The 13,832-nt window shown below is 52.0% G+C and carries 16 protein-coding genes; 6 read left to right on the top strand and 10 right to left on the bottom strand.

The window, feature by feature from the left end; genetic code table 11:
- Both B9Z32_RS09225 and B9Z32_RS09220 read right to left on the bottom strand, forming a co-directional pair.
- Entirely contained in the window at positions 1-1,473 is a 1,473-nt protein-coding gene (locus B9Z32_RS09225) for a hypothetical protein (protein WP_108421141.1), read from the bottom strand.
- A gap of 261 nt (positions 1,474-1,734) precedes the next feature.
- Positions 1,735-2,736 (bottom strand): hypothetical protein, encoded by a 1,002-nt coding sequence (locus tag B9Z32_RS09220; RefSeq protein ID WP_146179479.1) that lies wholly within the window; start codon positions 2,734-2,736, stop codon positions 1,735-1,737.
- Between the two features lie 195 nt (positions 2,737-2,931).
- On the opposite strand from B9Z32_RS09220, the gene B9Z32_RS09215 reads away from it, so the two are divergent.
- On the top strand, positions 2,932-3,729 hold the full coding sequence (locus B9Z32_RS09215) for a hypothetical protein (RefSeq protein WP_146179478.1): 798 nt from the start codon (positions 2,932-2,934) through the stop codon (positions 3,727-3,729).
- A 74-nt stretch (positions 3,730-3,803) separates the two neighbouring features.
- Here the strand turns inward: B9Z32_RS09215 and B9Z32_RS09210 are convergent, their stop codons facing one another.
- Positions 3,804-4,160 carry a DUF6876 family protein gene (locus tag B9Z32_RS09210; RefSeq protein ID WP_108421138.1) on the bottom strand — a complete coding sequence of 119 codons (357 nt, stop codon included), beginning with the start codon at positions 4,158-4,160 and terminating at the stop codon, positions 3,804-3,806.
- A 570-nt stretch (positions 4,161-4,730) separates the two neighbouring features.
- On the opposite strand from B9Z32_RS09210, the gene B9Z32_RS09205 reads away from it, so the two are divergent.
- A complete protein-coding gene (locus B9Z32_RS09205) occupies positions 4,731-5,303 on the top strand; it encodes a site-specific integrase (protein WP_108421137.1) in 573 nt (190 codons plus the stop codon).
- 456 nt (positions 5,304-5,759) lie between these two features.
- On the opposite strand, the gene B9Z32_RS09200 is transcribed toward B9Z32_RS09205, so the two are convergent.
- The 6 genes from B9Z32_RS09200 to B9Z32_RS09175 are packed head-to-tail and all read right to left on the bottom strand — an operon-like array spanning position 5,760 to position 10,262.
- A complete protein-coding gene (locus B9Z32_RS09200; protein ID WP_108421136.1) occupies positions 5,760-6,104 on the bottom strand; it encodes a copper-binding protein in 345 nt (114 codons plus the stop codon).
- A 7-nt stretch (positions 6,105-6,111) separates the two neighbouring features.
- On the bottom strand, positions 6,112-6,720 hold the full coding sequence (locus B9Z32_RS09195) for a DUF411 domain-containing protein (RefSeq protein ID WP_369909876.1): 609 nt from the start codon (positions 6,718-6,720) through the stop codon (positions 6,112-6,114).
- Positions 6,621-7,115, bottom strand: coding sequence for a plastocyanin/azurin family copper-binding protein (locus B9Z32_RS09190; RefSeq protein ID WP_100117898.1), 495 nt, complete (start codon positions 7,113-7,115; stop codon positions 6,621-6,623). The genes B9Z32_RS09195 and B9Z32_RS09190 overlap by 100 nt, the downstream gene beginning before the upstream one ends.
- Before the next feature lie 22 nt (positions 7,116-7,137).
- A complete protein-coding gene (locus tag B9Z32_RS09185; RefSeq protein WP_089958022.1) occupies positions 7,138-8,550 on the bottom strand; it encodes a multicopper oxidase family protein in 1,413 nt (470 codons plus the stop codon).
- Positions 8,551-8,565: 15 nt separating this feature from the next.
- Positions 8,566-9,999, bottom strand: a complete 1,434-nt coding sequence (locus tag B9Z32_RS09180) for a TolC family protein (protein WP_108421135.1) — start codon at positions 9,997-9,999, stop codon at positions 8,566-8,568.
- Positions 9,996-10,262 (bottom strand): hypothetical protein, encoded by a 267-nt coding sequence (locus B9Z32_RS09175; protein WP_233248220.1) that lies wholly within the window; start codon positions 10,260-10,262, stop codon positions 9,996-9,998. Before B9Z32_RS09175 ends, B9Z32_RS09180 begins: the two co-directional genes overlap by 4 nt.
- A gap of 210 nt (positions 10,263-10,472) precedes the next feature.
- Here B9Z32_RS09175 and B9Z32_RS09170 point away from each other — a divergent pair, with 210 nt between their 5' ends.
- From B9Z32_RS09170 to B9Z32_RS09160, 3 genes are all read left to right on the top strand, one after another.
- Positions 10,473-11,156, top strand: coding sequence for a heavy metal response regulator transcription factor (locus tag B9Z32_RS09170; protein ID WP_090142681.1), 684 nt, complete (start codon positions 10,473-10,475; stop codon positions 11,154-11,156).
- Positions 11,157-12,560, top strand: coding sequence for a heavy metal sensor histidine kinase (locus B9Z32_RS09165; RefSeq protein ID WP_108421133.1), 1,404 nt, complete (start codon positions 11,157-11,159; stop codon positions 12,558-12,560).
- 118 nt (positions 12,561-12,678) lie between these two features.
- Positions 12,679-13,062, top strand: coding sequence for a four-helix bundle copper-binding protein (locus B9Z32_RS09160; protein ID WP_369909873.1), 384 nt, complete (start codon positions 12,679-12,681; stop codon positions 13,060-13,062).
- On the opposite strand, the gene B9Z32_RS14180 is transcribed toward B9Z32_RS09160, so the two are convergent.
- Positions 12,996-13,262, bottom strand: a complete 267-nt coding sequence (locus B9Z32_RS14180; RefSeq protein WP_199219995.1) for a hypothetical protein — start codon at positions 13,260-13,262, stop codon at positions 12,996-12,998. The genes B9Z32_RS09160 and B9Z32_RS14180 overlap by 67 nt on opposite strands.
- On the opposite strand from B9Z32_RS14180, the gene B9Z32_RS09155 reads away from it, so the two are divergent.
- Entirely contained in the window at positions 13,261-13,788 is a 528-nt protein-coding gene (locus B9Z32_RS09155) for a hypothetical protein (RefSeq protein WP_108331470.1), read from the top strand. The two genes, B9Z32_RS14180 and B9Z32_RS09155, sit on opposite strands and share 2 nt — an antisense overlap.
- Positions 13,789-13,832 lie beyond the last annotated feature (44 nt).

Below are 13,832 nucleotides of genomic sequence, written 5' to 3'. Positions count from 1 at the left end.
TTATTGATAACGATAGCCTTCAAGCTCGGTTTGCTTGATAAACCAGAACTTGTTTTGAGTGCTAGACCGCAGAGCTTGATGAATTTCATCGCGTCTACTAGTGCTCAATTTATTGCGCACAATAAACGCGTCGTGAATCAGTGCGATGGGCTTGATTCCCTGCTGAGCCAGCACATCAATTGCTATCTTCATGAGCTCTGCTTCTGCGTGTTGATACAAGAACGCCACCGCTTTGCTCTTACTGGGCATGACATTTCTTGTGATTAGCGGCCCGTAATACAACATGGGCAGTTCTTCTTTCATACCCGCCGCAAGATAATTGTCAAACATTCCTTGTTCGCGAATGAACTGCTGAATTTCATGGCTGTTCAAAAATGCAGCACGCTGAACACCGTTTCGAATAATGCCAACCAAGGCAGGGTTAGTCCAATCTCCGTCTTGAGTACACCACCCTACTCCTTTGGCCCTGGCTCCAAAACTGATTGCGGTCAAAGCGTCTTTGATCAATTTCTCTTGGAAATCCTTAGACAATGTGGTTGATGTTGCGAACATCTCGCGGCGGATAGCTCGCATGAAATCTGCACGATCTTCCAGATAAAGTACGGATGAACGAAACACCTTTTTCCACTCTTTAGTTGGATAAAGTTTGTCTGAAAGTTCTTGTGCAAACGTCATCTTCCAGGTCACTATGCTTGATCTGATGTCGTACTCCCAGCAGTGACCCAGCATGGCTCGGCGCAGTTGCTTGTTGACGTTTTGCACACTCAGGCCTGAGTAGTAGGTACGTCCAAATGCACTGAGCTTTTTGCGTTGTGGAAAGAATCCGCCAGTGTGCCGTGCCACACTCAGAATCACCTGAGCTTGCTCGGTGTATGTGCGAACACGACCGGGCGCGATCATGGTGGCGCCCTTATGCAGCCAAGCGATGTAGGCTTCCAAGGAGGCAATGTCTACTGGTGCTATGTCAAATACCTGCTGCTGAGTTTTCCCCAGATATGAAAAGTAGTCCGGATACAGAGCAGAAAAGACATCACTGTTCCGCTGCACATCAGCACAAAGGACAGAACTCAACTGCTTGGCTGTACTTACGGTTGCTAGAGCCTGCTGAACTGCAGTTGTAGTTTGATCAATACTCACCAATTCCGTGAGCTTGATCATGCTTACACGGCCAGTTAGATTACTGCCCTTTTCAACGGTTTCAATCAAGTCAAGCTGGTTCTCGCCCAGCCACTTGTGCAACCGAACTTTGTCATATCCAATGTGTGGCCCTTTCTGAACCAAAACCGAAACAGGTATTGAATAGCAGTTCAGCAGCCGTTCGTAGTTGGTTTGCCCGCGCAGGATGGCCCTGAACAACAGGTCCTCCAGCAGGGCTTTGTATTTGTCCAGCGCTTTCGCAGCGGCTGTGCGCGGAGTTGGATAACTCTGCTGCAGCGTGGCAAGCACTACAGGATCTATAGTGATGGTCAGCATGTTTGGCCTCTTTTGTGTATTTACAGACACAGGCAATTGCTGGAACTCAAAAAGTTACACTCTTATAGTATTGAAGCTTCGCTTCCAGAAAAACCCCGCATCAATCCCGCATGTGAGAGGGGCGAAGCAAGCCCGACCCCTCTCGACCTCGTGATTTTTTTTCAGTGATTTTTTTGGCCCGATTGACCTGCAACAACAAGTGCGCGGCTGATTGAGCGTCCATAATCTGGACGCTGGTGGTGTGCCAGCGTCCCTGCCCGGTCAAGCCTTTTGCAGCTCCTTAGCGTCATTGGCAACTAATGCGCCAAAGCCAATGCTGTGCTCCAGGCCCTGCACTGCTGCGCTGAGCTCGGGGATAGTCACATCCATGCGCTCGGCAATTGAGGCCAACAGCTGCTGCTCATACGCTTGGTCAAACACATTGCCCTGCACCACGTGATAACGACCCGTTTCTGGGTTGCGCACCGTGACAAAGAACACAAAGTTACCCTTTTCGTACCGGGGATCAGGCTTGGCTTCAGCCTTGGATTTTGGTGTATCTGCCTTGGGATCTCGTGGCACCCAGTCCGTGACCTCACCTGCGTAGGCCAACTCACTTTCAGCTTTGTGTGCCAAGGCCGAATACAGCCGAGTCACCCACTGCGTGCGTGTAGATTTGTCATTGGCTTTGGCATCGGCCATTTGCTTGGCTGTGGCCTGTTCCTCGGCTTCGTGATCAAACACCGTTTCAACCACACCACCTACACCGCCATTTTTAGCCAAAAAGTCTGCAAATCCCGTGACCGGAATATCAAGAGCACGAGCCTTTTCCATAGCAATGGTGTAGTTGTTGCGGGTCTGACGGCTTAGACCCTCGAACACATAACGAACTATCACAGCTTCGGTGGTGGCGTTGCTGGCCACTCCCTGACTGTCGCGGATCTGGATTTTGCGGATCAGCTCATTACGGGTTTCACGCTTTTGGGGTGAACTGTCCACTTGTTGTACGAATCCGTAGTTCTGTTGAAGCATTTCCCAAATTGCACGGTCAGTTCGGTCCAGCACATCCACCCGCAGTTTTTGGTAGGCCTGGGCCAACTGATCGGCAGTGCCCACTGCCCTATCCACGCTGGGGGGCAAGGCTGTGAGGCTGCTGGTGCTGGCCTTGGCTTGGCCAAATTTGGGCCGAAACACGTTACTCACAGCAGGTGCGGCGCCTGTGGGGTTCATCACAGCTGCGAATTCATCCGTCGCAGTGAGTTTGGAAGCGTAAGTTGTAGTCATCAGAAAACTCCTAGTTCATGGTTTAGTGAACACCGCAAGAGGCTCTTGCAGCGATTGCAGCAACGTTTTGTTGTTTGTTGCTGCAATGGAGCGAATTTGAAGGCCTAGTCAAACTTATTGCGCTTATATAAAATAGCCACGTTAGCATTTCGCATAAGGTTTTTCCGATCCGCGATGACCACTAAACACCTGAACATGAGCGAGCAAACTCGCCTAAAACATGGCCGCAGCAATGACGAGCATGAGTATTTCTATCGTTTTTTATTAAATAGTCCTAGTTATCAACTAGCGCATAGGTTTATGACCGGAAAACTGAGATCTACAGATCAAATTGATCGTGTAGTTAGTTGGGATCAAGTTTTAAAAACTTATTCACTTTGTGGAGATATTTTTTCCAAACCTTTCCTAATTTGGTGGGATGAAAAAGGCCGTGATCTTTTCTACAAGAAAAGTGATGACGGAACATTCACAGCAAATGGTCCAATGCCACTTTTAGTAAATAAAATAAATGAACTCACATTGCATGAGGCTTTGAAATTAATTAGATTCAAACCACAATTAGAACAACGTCACGGAAGGAAAATTGAAAACTGGAGTCTTGGTGTTTATTCCGGCATACACAGTATTTGGACAAAACAACTCCAGTTTGGTGATAAAAAAACACCAGAAAATTTAGTACCAAGAAACACTTTAGGAATATTGGTAAGCAAAAAACTTAGGTTTGCTTTACATATATGTGAGCACGCAGCAAGAGGTAAATTTCCGTTAGCAACGCCCTTTAATTCTGGATTAACACTCGATTTTGCAACTTCATACGAAGCCACCAGTCACTACTTTGAATTAAGTACTATAGACAAGAGAGAACGACGAAAACTGGGGCTGCATGTACCAAGACCTAAAAGGTCTAGAGACTCCGCAAACTTTTACCGTGAAAAAAGCAAGATCAAAAGAGCAGTTGATCTAGAGCTAAAAAAAATGAAAATGATGCGATGAATTGAAAAAATACTCATGATTTTCTGAAGTATTCAGGACTTTTGAATACTTAAATAATGGAGCAATTTTTACTTTCAATACTCACTGGGCAGCATGATCACCCAGTGCTCTGAATCCCAACAGGCGTACAGGTCGATGTGGTGCAATGGCAAGTCCGTATATGGTATCGCCTGCCGAGCTAACTCCCCACCATTGCCATCTTCATACACCATAACTGCACTTGTTCGTTTCACAGTGGTCTTGATCACTACAAACCACTCAGCCGTATCGATTTCTGAGAGATGACTTGCAATGGCATCCATCAACCAAAAACAAGCTGCTTGCTCTGCCAAGTAACGTGTGCCATCAGTCAACAAGTGCCTGCGGCTGATTTTGTAGTACTTGCTTGTACCCGTGAATTGACCAAGCTGGCTGCTGTCAAATTGCTTCATCTGTAGTTCCTTTTGCATGACTACAGTGTGTTTAAAGATCATGTTTTGGGCGACCTGAAACCCGATGTGTTGACGGGTTATCCCTTTGATGTGCCGTAGGTATTTGATGTGTATCTACGTTCTATTCATAGATCCGCTGTCGTGGCGCAGATCCCACACGGCTGGTACTGCCCTGCTCTAGTGTTTGCACAGCGTCCAGACTCTGGACACTTGCACCATGCTGTACGGCGCATAAAACAGCTTGTGTGCTGAGATCAACTGGCCCTGCTGCATTGAGTGCTGAACTGTGTGATCTGCGCTTGTAAAGCTTTTGTTCGCCCGTAACCTTCGTTATTCACAGCCCTGCTCCGTTATCCACAAAAAATATATGAAAACTCACATTTATAAAGATTTCGCACAATGGCTGTTGAAATTATTGAAGAATTTTTCAGTGAAAAAGTTATCCACAGCCAATCCAATCCGCCCAGCTCTAGCTCGGTAACCCGCCACTTTGGACGGACTCAGGTTGCTCTGATAAATATGTGAAAACACAATGCAATTAACGCAAACACATGATTTAGGAGAACTTGAATGGCACAAGCGAAAACACTGACAAAAGAAGAGATGACGCGTGTACTGGACTACATCAACACACGCCGCTTCCCGCAACGCAATAGAGCAATGATGTTGCTCACGCACCTAGCTGGTTTAAGAATTGGCGAAGTTGCCTGCCTACGATGGAGCGATGTGATGAACTTAGACGGAACAGTAAAGGATGAGATTCGCTTGCTACCCGACATGACCAAGGGAAGACACGCTCGTACAGTTTTCGTCAACATCAAGCTGCGCGAGGAATTGCAAGCCTACTCAGCTCAAGCAAAATGCGTGGACCGTAGCTACCCATTCTTTGCAAGCCAAAAGAGCGTCAAGGCAGGATTTAGCGCAAACAGTTTGGCTCAAACATTCGCTCTGCTCTACGAGGGTGCTGGACTTGAAGGTGCTAGCAGCCACAGTGGGCGCAGAACGTTTTTAACTAACCTTGCAAACAAGGGTACAGCGATACACATTTTGAAAACACTTGCTGGCCACCGCAGCATCCAAACCACGGCTACCTACCTATACAGCAGCCCAAATCAATTGAAAGCGGCTGTTGAATTAGTATGATCACAACTGGTAAATAAAAAACGCATTCAAGATCGATTTGGATTTAAGATCTTTATTTAATTTGTATATTTACCATACACTGATGCAATGAACTGTGCTTTTTGCCAACTCCCCCCCGCATTTAATGTCAAATTCCTATTTCGCAACACAAATTTTGTCAGTCAGCTTCCGACCCATTGCAGCCGGTCACATCTTTTAAGACGTTGACTTGTTTGTAGCGGTTGCTGCCGGTCGTGTCCCGCAGTCATTTGTGGGCTTTCTGCCAGTAGCGGTCGGTCGATCTTTAACCATCAGGCTCGGCAGCCGGTCAGTTCGGTCATAGGCCAATGACCGCTACCACACATCCTATCCAGTGCTGACGGATAGGATCCATTGATGCATGGGCCAATTTGCACAACAGGCTATGACGCCCAATGAACAGGGAGCCCTGCACATTTTCGATGCAGCGACGTTTTCTTACTGAACTAGCTGGATGTCAGTGACGATCATCTTGCCACCTTCATTGATCACCATAAACTTAATTTTTTCGCCTGGCTTGATGCTGGTCAATAAACTCTTATCTTTAGCAGTAAATACCATTGTCATTCCCGGCATATCCATATGTTTGATTTCGCCGTGTTTGATCGTGACCTTGCCAGTTTCGAGATCAATTTTCTTGACCTCTCCGTCGGTTAAAGACGGCGTCATTTGAGACATGTTCATCTTGCTGTGATCCATGACAGCTTGGGAAAAACTGCTTAAGGGAAGAGCCGCACCAATGGTCAATAGTAAAGTTGCAATTTTGGTTTGATTATTTTTCATATTTTCCTCATGAGTAAGAGTTAAAAACTTTTGATGATCCGTCTTTTTGGATTAGCAAGACTTGATACGCGTCACGCCTTGCGCCGTAGACAGGACCGTCCATTCCAGGAGATCCGATAGGCATCCCCGGAACGGCAAGACCTAACGCTTGTGGTTTTTCTTTGAGTAAACGTTGAATGTCTTCGGCTGGCACATGCCCCTCAATCACATATCCACCGACCAGAGCTGTATGACATGAAGCGAACTTTTGAGGCATACCCAGTCGAGCCCGCGCTGCGTTATTACCTTGATCGTTTACTTTCAAAGAAAAATTATTCTTTTCTAAATGAATAATCCAGTCTTTGCAACAGCCACAGTTAGGGTCTTTCCAGACTTGTATAGCTATAGCGTTTGGGCTGGCTGCAATAGCAATTGAGGACGAGCACATTGAAGCTATTCCCAACAATAGCAACCGCCTCGTTGAATTTTTTGAACTGTTTTTGTCAGTCATTTCAGCAGCCCTTTCCTGTAATGAAATTACTTCTTGCCAACCTTGATCGCGCCCTTCATCCCAGCTTCGTAGTGGCCTGGCATCAAGCAGGCAAAATTTACGGTTCCAGTCTTCGTGAATTGCCAAACAATTTCGCCTTGCTGTCCTGGAGATAGTGTCACTTTGCCAGGTTCGTCATGTTCCATATCTGGGAATTTTTTCATCTGCTCCAGATGCTCGAGCAATTCCTTCTGGGTGCCCAGACTCAATTCGTGCTTGACCTTTCCTTGATTCTTGACAACAAAGCGGACCGTCTCTCCTTGCTTGACCTGAATAGATGAGGGTGTGTAACGCATGTTATCCGTCATATCGACATTGATGGTCTGCGTTACCTTGGAGGCAACACCTGGTTTGCCAATTGCGGTTTCCTCGTCAGCATGGCCATGCCCACCGGCGTGCTTTCCAGCCGCAAAAGCCGACGCTGACAGGGTCAGAGCAACCAAAACAAAGATTTGGCGAGAAGTGATGTACTTGGGTTTCATTCGTTAACTCCGGAAAAAAAATTCAGTGATTGCTATGTGATGAGGGCTTGCGCACCTTGACTTCGGTCGTTTTGGCGGGCATCTGGGCGCGAGGCATGGACTGCCCACCCTCCGCCTTGAAGCGCGCTGGTTCAGTCAACGGCCCGGTGTATTCATGGGCTACCGTGCCTTCGGGATGCTTGTACCAACCCGGGTCCTTGTAGTCCCCCGGCTTTTGATTACGGCGGACCTTCAGAACGCTGAACATGCCACCCATTTCGACCGATCCGAAGGGGCCTTGGCCAGTCATCATCGCAGCGGTGTTGTCAGGGATGGGCATTTCCATCTCAGTCATGTCGGCCATACCACGCTCACCCATGACCATGTAGTCTGGAATCAGGTTATTGATCTTCTTGGCGATGCCACGGTGATCCACACCAATCAATGTCGGAACGTTATGACCCATGGCGTTCATGGTGTGATGGCTTTTGTGACAGTGGAAGGCCCAGTCCCCTTCCTCATCTGCCAGAAACTCGATCTGTCGCATCTGACCGACGGCCACATCGGTCGTCACTTCATGCCAGCGGGTGCTCTTGGGTGTCGGGCCACCGTCCGTACCAGTGACGAGGAACTCATGGCCGTGCAAATGTATGGGGTGGTTCGTCATCGTCAGATTGCCAATGCGAATACGCACCTTGTCGTTCAGGCGAACATTGAGGCTGTCAATGCCTGGAAATATCCGGCTATTCCAGCTCCACAGGTTGAAGTCCAGCATTGTCATGATCTTGGGGGTGTAGCTGCCCGGATCGATGTCATAGGCGTTGAGTAGGAAGCAGAAGTCTCGCTGGACCTCATCAATCAGATCATTCTTGACCTTAGGATGGGTCACCCAAAAGCCCATCATGCCCATGGCCATCTGTGTCATCTCATCAGCATGCGGGTGGTACATGAAGGTGCCAGGCCGGCGCGCGACGAACTCGTAAACAAACGTCTTGCCGGAGGGAATAGCCGGCTGGTTCAGTCCGGCCACACCGTCCATGCCGTTGGGCAGGCGCTGCCCGTGCCAGTGAATGGAGGTATGCTCTGGCAGCTTGTTGGTCACGAAGATCCGTACGCGATCGCCCTCGACCACTTCAATCGTGGGCCCCGGGCTCTGGCCGTTGTAGCCCCAGAGATGGGCTTTAAAGCCAGGGGCCATTTCCCGCACTACTGGTTCGGCGACCAGGTGAAATTCCTTGACGCCTTGATTCATGCGCCATGGCAAAGTCCATCCATTCAGCGTCACCACCGGGTTGTAGGCGCGTCCGCTGTTGGGGACAAGCGGCGCCATGGTGTTAGGGCTGGTCTGTATTACAGGCTCAGGCAGAGCGGCCATCGCCACGCGGCTGACCGCGCTGGCGGCCACGGCACCACCAGCAATCCCGGCGTACTTAAAAAAGTCTCTTCTGGAAGTCATCGTTGTATCTTTCATTCAATGAGGCGCAGCGCCACCGGCTGGCGCACTGGGCATGGCTGCCAGCGGAGTGTTCATCGGTCGCCCGACCAGTGAGGCTTGTAGCGCGGCATCCGCTAGCCAAAACTGCTGCTCGGCTCCGATCGCAGCCATGACCGTAGAGACCTGATCACGTGAGTCCGCCAGCAACTCGAAGATGCCGATGATCATTCCGTTGTAGCGCAGTTGGTTCTCTTCTGAGATCACCTTACGAAGCGGTATCACCTCGTCCCGGTTGTGCCGTGCAATGTCATAAGCCGTGCGATAGGATGAGTAGCTTTCTCGCAAGCTTGAACCCGCCGAGCGGACGGTCGCCTCAAGCTGATTGGCTGCGGCCAAGGTGCGTGCGTTCATGGCATCGCGCTGCATGCCCCCCCAATCAAAGATGGGCAGGCGTACCGCGATTTCATACCCTCGCGCTACGCTGCGCTCACCTGCCACACTGTTCGTGCTGGTGTTGCGCATGGCGGTCAGTTCGATGTCGGTGATGCTGGTGACCATGTTCAAACCCTGGGCTCTGGCGGAAGCATCCAGTGTGCTTTGGGCAAGACGGATGTCGAGGCGGTTACGCGTAGCAAACGTCGCAACGCCCTGCGGATCGAGCGCCTGTTTGGGTAGTTCAGGCAAGCGGTCCGGTAGTTTGAGCATCTGTGCCTGTTGGGCATCCAGACCGAGTACGCGTACGAGCTCTTCGCGGGCAGCCGTTACTTGGTGAGTTGCTGTTGCCAATCGGGTCCCTGCGTCCGCATAGAAGGCCTGCTCACGAGCCCGTGTGAGGCGGTTGAAGTTGCCTATGGCCTGCATCCTGCGAGCCAGTTCGGCACTCGCTGCAGCGCTTTCATACACCTGCTTGGCATACTGAAGCGTCTGTTGCGCAGCCACGGCGCGGACCCATGCCTGGCGCACGCGGGTGACCTGGTCGACCACATCACTCGACAGTCGCAGATGGGCCGCTTCGATGCGACGGTTGGCGATTCCCTGGCGACTAGGCAGTGTCAGGATATCGAGCAGGCCGAAGGAAAGCGCACGGCTCAACTCCAACTCATCACCGGCCACCATGCGCTCCAGGGAGAAGAACGGGTTTGCAATTCTGCCCACCTGTGCCGCATCTGCGGACTCCGCCCAACCTTGAGCCAGCAGCGCCTGGAGCGACGGGCTGTTGACGAGCGCCAGCTGGACCGCCTCGCGCTGACCCAGAATGGTTTGAAGCAGCTTCTGGGCCGCCTGCGCACGCTGTTCGCGCTCATCGGCAGTCCGCGCGAGAGAAATCTGCCCTTCGGCAAAACTCTTGGCCTCCTCGTTCACCCGAGCAACGTTTTGTTCGAGGCTAACAGTGGCGCAACCGGCAAGCGTGGCCAAGGCGATCGCGGATAGCGCCAGTTTCCCTAGCGAGGTGCTTGGGAAGCGCTTCATGGCTTGACTCCCCCATGATGACCAGATTGCGTATCAGGCACGTCAGAGGCATCCTTTAGGACCTCACCTGTCGCGACCTCCTTGGCATAGCTGCGCCAGCCTCCAATACGACCTACCAAGTCGTTGGCTTTGACCCAGGACTGAATGGCCTGGTCGTTGTAGGGGCGGAAGTCACTAAGTGCAGACTTGTACTCAACTTCCACCACCGAAAGATTTTTCACGGGCTCTTTGTTGGCTTGGGCCGCGGCTACACCAGCTAACATGGCACAACTCAGGGCGAGACATGTCTGTGCGAATAATAGTGAACGTCTGACGAGCATGGTTTCCTCAATGTGATCGGTAACATAGACAGGGAGAATTATTAAAATACCAAGTCGTCAGCACGATGTCGAAAAGATTACATATTTGTCATCTCGCCATCGCAATAAATGGAAGTCGTCATACTCAGGTCTGCCAAAGAGGGTCAGTTGCCAATGAAAATTTTGATTGTGGAAGATGAGCCTAAGACCGGGGCATATCTGCGCCAGGGACTGATCGAGGCCGGTTTCGTTGTGGACTTGGCCAGAAATGGGCCCGACGGCCTTCACCTAGCTCTTGGCGGTAACTACGATCTCGCGATCCTGGATGTGATGATGCCGGGCATGAGCGGTTGGGAGGTCCTGCAGGCGATACGTCATGAAGGCCTACAAGTGCCAGCCATGTTTCTCACCGCCCGCGATCAGGTGGAAGATCGCGTGAAGGGGCTTGAATTAGGCGCCGACGATTACCTCGTCAAGCCGTTTTCCTTTGCCGAGCTCTTGGCCCGAGTTCGCACCATTGTGCGCCGCGGTCGTAGTGGCACCGAATCCACGACCTTGCAGGTGGCAGACCTCCAACTTGATCTGCTACGCCGCCGCGTCACCCGAGACGGCAAGCGCCTTAATCTTACCGCCAAGGAGTTTGGATTGCTGGAACTGCTGATGCGTAGGCAGGGAGAAGTCCTGCCCAGGTCGCTGATCGCCTCTCAGGTTTGGGACATGAACTTCGACAGCGACACTAACGTCATCGAGGTGGCCATGAGGCGTCTGCGCGTCAAGATCGATGATGATCACCAGTTCAAGCTGATCCAAACTGTACGCGGCATGGGCTACGTGCTCGAAGCGCCGGAGGGTCGCTAGATGTTTCGCAGGCTGTCACTGACATCCCGCCTCACCATCTTTTTTATAGCGCTGGCCAGTTCGGTCATCCTGGGCTTGGCGCTTCTTTTCATGGTAGAGGCTGATAGGCACTTCGTCGACCTCGATAGCGCCGCCTTGGATGATAAAAAGCACCTGATCGAGGGCATTCTGGCCAGTTCTCGATCCCATGAAGAAGCTCGCAGTCGCCTGAACGAAGCATTGAGCCATCACCACAGCCTTTACGCTCTGGTCAAAGGACCGCAGGGTGAAAAGCTGTACCAGACCAACGGCTACAGCGGCCCCACTACGCAAGCATCATTCATCACGACTGACGACGGTCGCGAGCTTCAGTCTTGGAGGAATGGAGGGCGCGAGTTCCATGAGATGAGCTTTACTGCTGGCATGGTTCAGGGGGCGGCCGGGCCGCTCCAAGTATCAATCGCCGTCGATACGCAGCACCACCAAGAATTCATGAGAGAGCTCCGGCGCAGCATTGCAATCTATGCTGTGCTGGCCATTCTTCTAAGCGGATTCTTAGCTTGGTTCGCGGCTCATCAAGGCATGTCTCCGCTGCGCGCAATGAAACGTCGTGCCGCTGCAGTGACAGGCCAACAGTTGCAAGAGCGCATGCCCGAGGATGCCGTCCCGATTGAAATGGCAGATTTGGCACGGGAGCTCAATGAGATGTTGGGCCGCCTGCAGAACGACTTCCAACAGCTTTCTGATTTTGCGGCGGATTTGGCGCATGAATTTCGCACACCCATCAGCAATCTCCTCACCCAAACACAGGTGACGCTGTCCACCCAACGCGACCTTAAGACATACCAAGATACGCTGGCGTCCAACGCAGAGGAATTGCAGCGTTTGGCTCGGGTGGTGTCAGACATGCTACTCCTCGCAAAGACAGAGCGGGGGGTTGACCTGCCCCATAAGGAGTCTTTCTCGGCAGCACAAGAAGCTCGCGAACTCGTTGAATTTTATGAGGCCGTTGCGGACGAAAAGCGCATCCTGATGAGCGTGGAAGGTGATGGGCGAATCTATGGCGATCGTTTGATGTTCAGACGTGCCGTGAGCAACCTCCTATCCAATGCGCTCAGGCATGCACCAGTCGGCGGTGTCGTGTCTGTCAGGATCGAAAGTTCGTCGCGCGAAATCGGGGTCACTGTCGAGAACACGGGCAAGGAGATCCCCCCGGATGTCCTGCCGAGACTCTTCGACCGCTTCTATCGCGCAGATTCAGCACGCAGGCACCCGGCTTCTGACGGGGCAGGCTTGGGGCTGTCGATTACCAAAGCCATCGTCGAGGCCCATGGCGGTGCGGTCTCGGCTACGTCAGACCGGGAGTGGACACGATTCCGGCTTGTTTTTCCAGAGCGACGGTCGAAGGCTGAAGCAACCGCCTGAACTACTCAATCCACACCTTACCGGCCCGGGCTTAAGGCCGACTCCTACAGTCTTAAAAACTGCCGCGATTTAACTTGGTTGAGTGATAAGCCCGCCTGAGCGTGTGGGCTGGCACCTGATGCGTTCCCAGTTGGACCGTGCAGCTTCACAACCGAAGGAGATTTCAATGCCCCATCAGCAATTTTCGTCGTGCGTCACCACTTGCTACGAGTGTGCGCAGGCATGTAATCACTGCGCAGCGTCTTGCCTTCAGGAGCAAGAGGTAAAGGCAATGGCCAAGTGCATCGCACTGGATATTGATTGCGCGGAAATCTGCGCACTTGCCGCTTCTGTGATGGGACGAGCCAGCGAAACGTCGAAGCAAGTCTGTTCTGCCTGTGCTCAGGTATGCCAAATGTGCGGCGACGAATGTGCCAAACATCAGATGCAGCACTGTCAAGACTGCGCACAAGCCTGCATGCGATGTGCCGATGAATGCCGGAAGATGGCCGAGATGGCTTGATCGCTGCAGGACATTGAGCCATCGGCCCCAGAGATAAAAACGACACTCTTGCAGCACATGTCTGTTGGGGAGCCTTCGTCCGGCGCAAGAGCTTGCTTCTGGCTTTTCAAGCAAGAGAGCACAGAAGCTTGACGCAGATCAAAGAGCAACTGCACTGAGGCACGGATAGTGCAGTTGAAACTCAAGGAGAAACTCATCATGCGAACACGAATTCTTGCTGCCACCACAGTGGCCACAGCTGTCATCTCTGGAATTGCCTTCGCGCAAACACCCAAGGCCGAAGAGGATCATTCGGCACATCACCCAGCCGGCAGCACTGCTGCAGCAAATTCCTCCACGCCTAGCGCAGCACCCAGTCCCGAGGCCATCAACCAGCAGATGAAGGCCATGCAGGACATGCACCAGAAGATGCAGGCCGCCAAGAGCCCGGCCGAGCGGGCCAAACTGATGGACGAGCACATGAAGTTGATGCAGTCCGGCATGGCCATGATGGGCCGGATGGGCGGTGGCCCCGGCGGCTCGGCGCCGGGGGGCATGGGCATGATGCCGCCAACAGCCCAGGCTGGCACGGGCCAAACGCCAGCGGCCAGTGCAGGTGGAGCGTCCGGCATGGCGGGCATGAGCGGGATGATGAACATGCACATGCAGATGGAGCGCCGCATGGCCATGATGGAGCAGATGATGCAGATGATGGTGGACCGCGAGGCGGCCAGGCCCGGCAAGTAACTCGGCAATTAACTCGGCTAGTAACTTGTCACTGACAGGAGGCT

Origin of the sequence: Limnohabitans sp. MMS-10A-178 (assembly GCF_003063375.1) — a bacterium.
Classification (GTDB): Bacteria; Pseudomonadota; Gammaproteobacteria; order Burkholderiales; family Burkholderiaceae_C; genus Limnohabitans_A.
The sequence above is the reverse complement of the archived record's forward strand: the minus strand, read 5'-3'. Positions and strand labels throughout refer to the sequence as shown.

Bases quoted from the DNA above. Each gene is read 5' to 3' on its own strand.
- B9Z32_RS09175 (WP_233248220.1), bottom strand. From the start codon at position 10,262: ATGTTAGCTGGTGTAGCCGCGGCCCAAGCCAACAAAGAGCCCGTGAAA.
- B9Z32_RS09185 (WP_089958022.1), bottom strand. From the start codon at position 8,550: ATGACTTCCAGAAGAGACTTTTTTAAGTACGCCGGGATTGCTGGTGGT.
- B9Z32_RS09205 (WP_108421137.1), top strand. From the start codon at position 4,731: ATGGCACAAGCGAAAACACTGACAAAAGAAGAGATGACGCGTGTACTG.
- B9Z32_RS09200 (WP_108421136.1), bottom strand. From the start codon at position 6,104: ATGAAAAATAATCAAACCAAAATTGCAACTTTACTATTGACCATTGGT.
- B9Z32_RS09220 (WP_146179479.1), bottom strand. From the start codon at position 2,736: ATGACTACAACTTACGCTTCCAAACTCACTGCGACGGATGAATTCGCA.
- B9Z32_RS09190 (WP_100117898.1), bottom strand. From the start codon at position 7,115: ATGAAACCCAAGTACATCACTTCTCGCCAAATCTTTGTTTTGGTTGCT.
- B9Z32_RS09210 (WP_108421138.1), bottom strand. From the start codon at position 4,160: ATGAAGCAATTTGACAGCAGCCAGCTTGGTCAATTCACGGGTACAAGC.
- B9Z32_RS09180 (WP_108421135.1), bottom strand. From the start codon at position 9,999: ATGAAGCGCTTCCCAAGCACCTCGCTAGGGAAACTGGCGCTATCCGCG.
- B9Z32_RS09160 (WP_369909873.1), top strand. From the start codon at position 12,679: ATGCGTTCCCAGTTGGACCGTGCAGCTTCACAACCGAAGGAGATTTCA.
- B9Z32_RS09225 (WP_108421141.1), bottom strand. From the start codon at position 1,473: ATGCTGACCATCACTATAGATCCTGTAGTGCTTGCCACGCTGCAGCAG.
- B9Z32_RS14180 (WP_199219995.1), bottom strand. From the start codon at position 13,262: ATGATGAGTTTCTCCTTGAGTTTCAACTGCACTATCCGTGCCTCAGTG.
- B9Z32_RS09155 (WP_108331470.1), top strand. From the start codon at position 13,261: ATGCGAACACGAATTCTTGCTGCCACCACAGTGGCCACAGCTGTCATC.
- B9Z32_RS09165 (WP_108421133.1), top strand. From the start codon at position 11,157: ATGTTTCGCAGGCTGTCACTGACATCCCGCCTCACCATCTTTTTTATA.
- B9Z32_RS09215 (WP_146179478.1), top strand. From the start codon at position 2,932: ATGAGCGAGCAAACTCGCCTAAAACATGGCCGCAGCAATGACGAGCAT.
- B9Z32_RS09170 (WP_090142681.1), top strand. From the start codon at position 10,473: ATGAAAATTTTGATTGTGGAAGATGAGCCTAAGACCGGGGCATATCTG.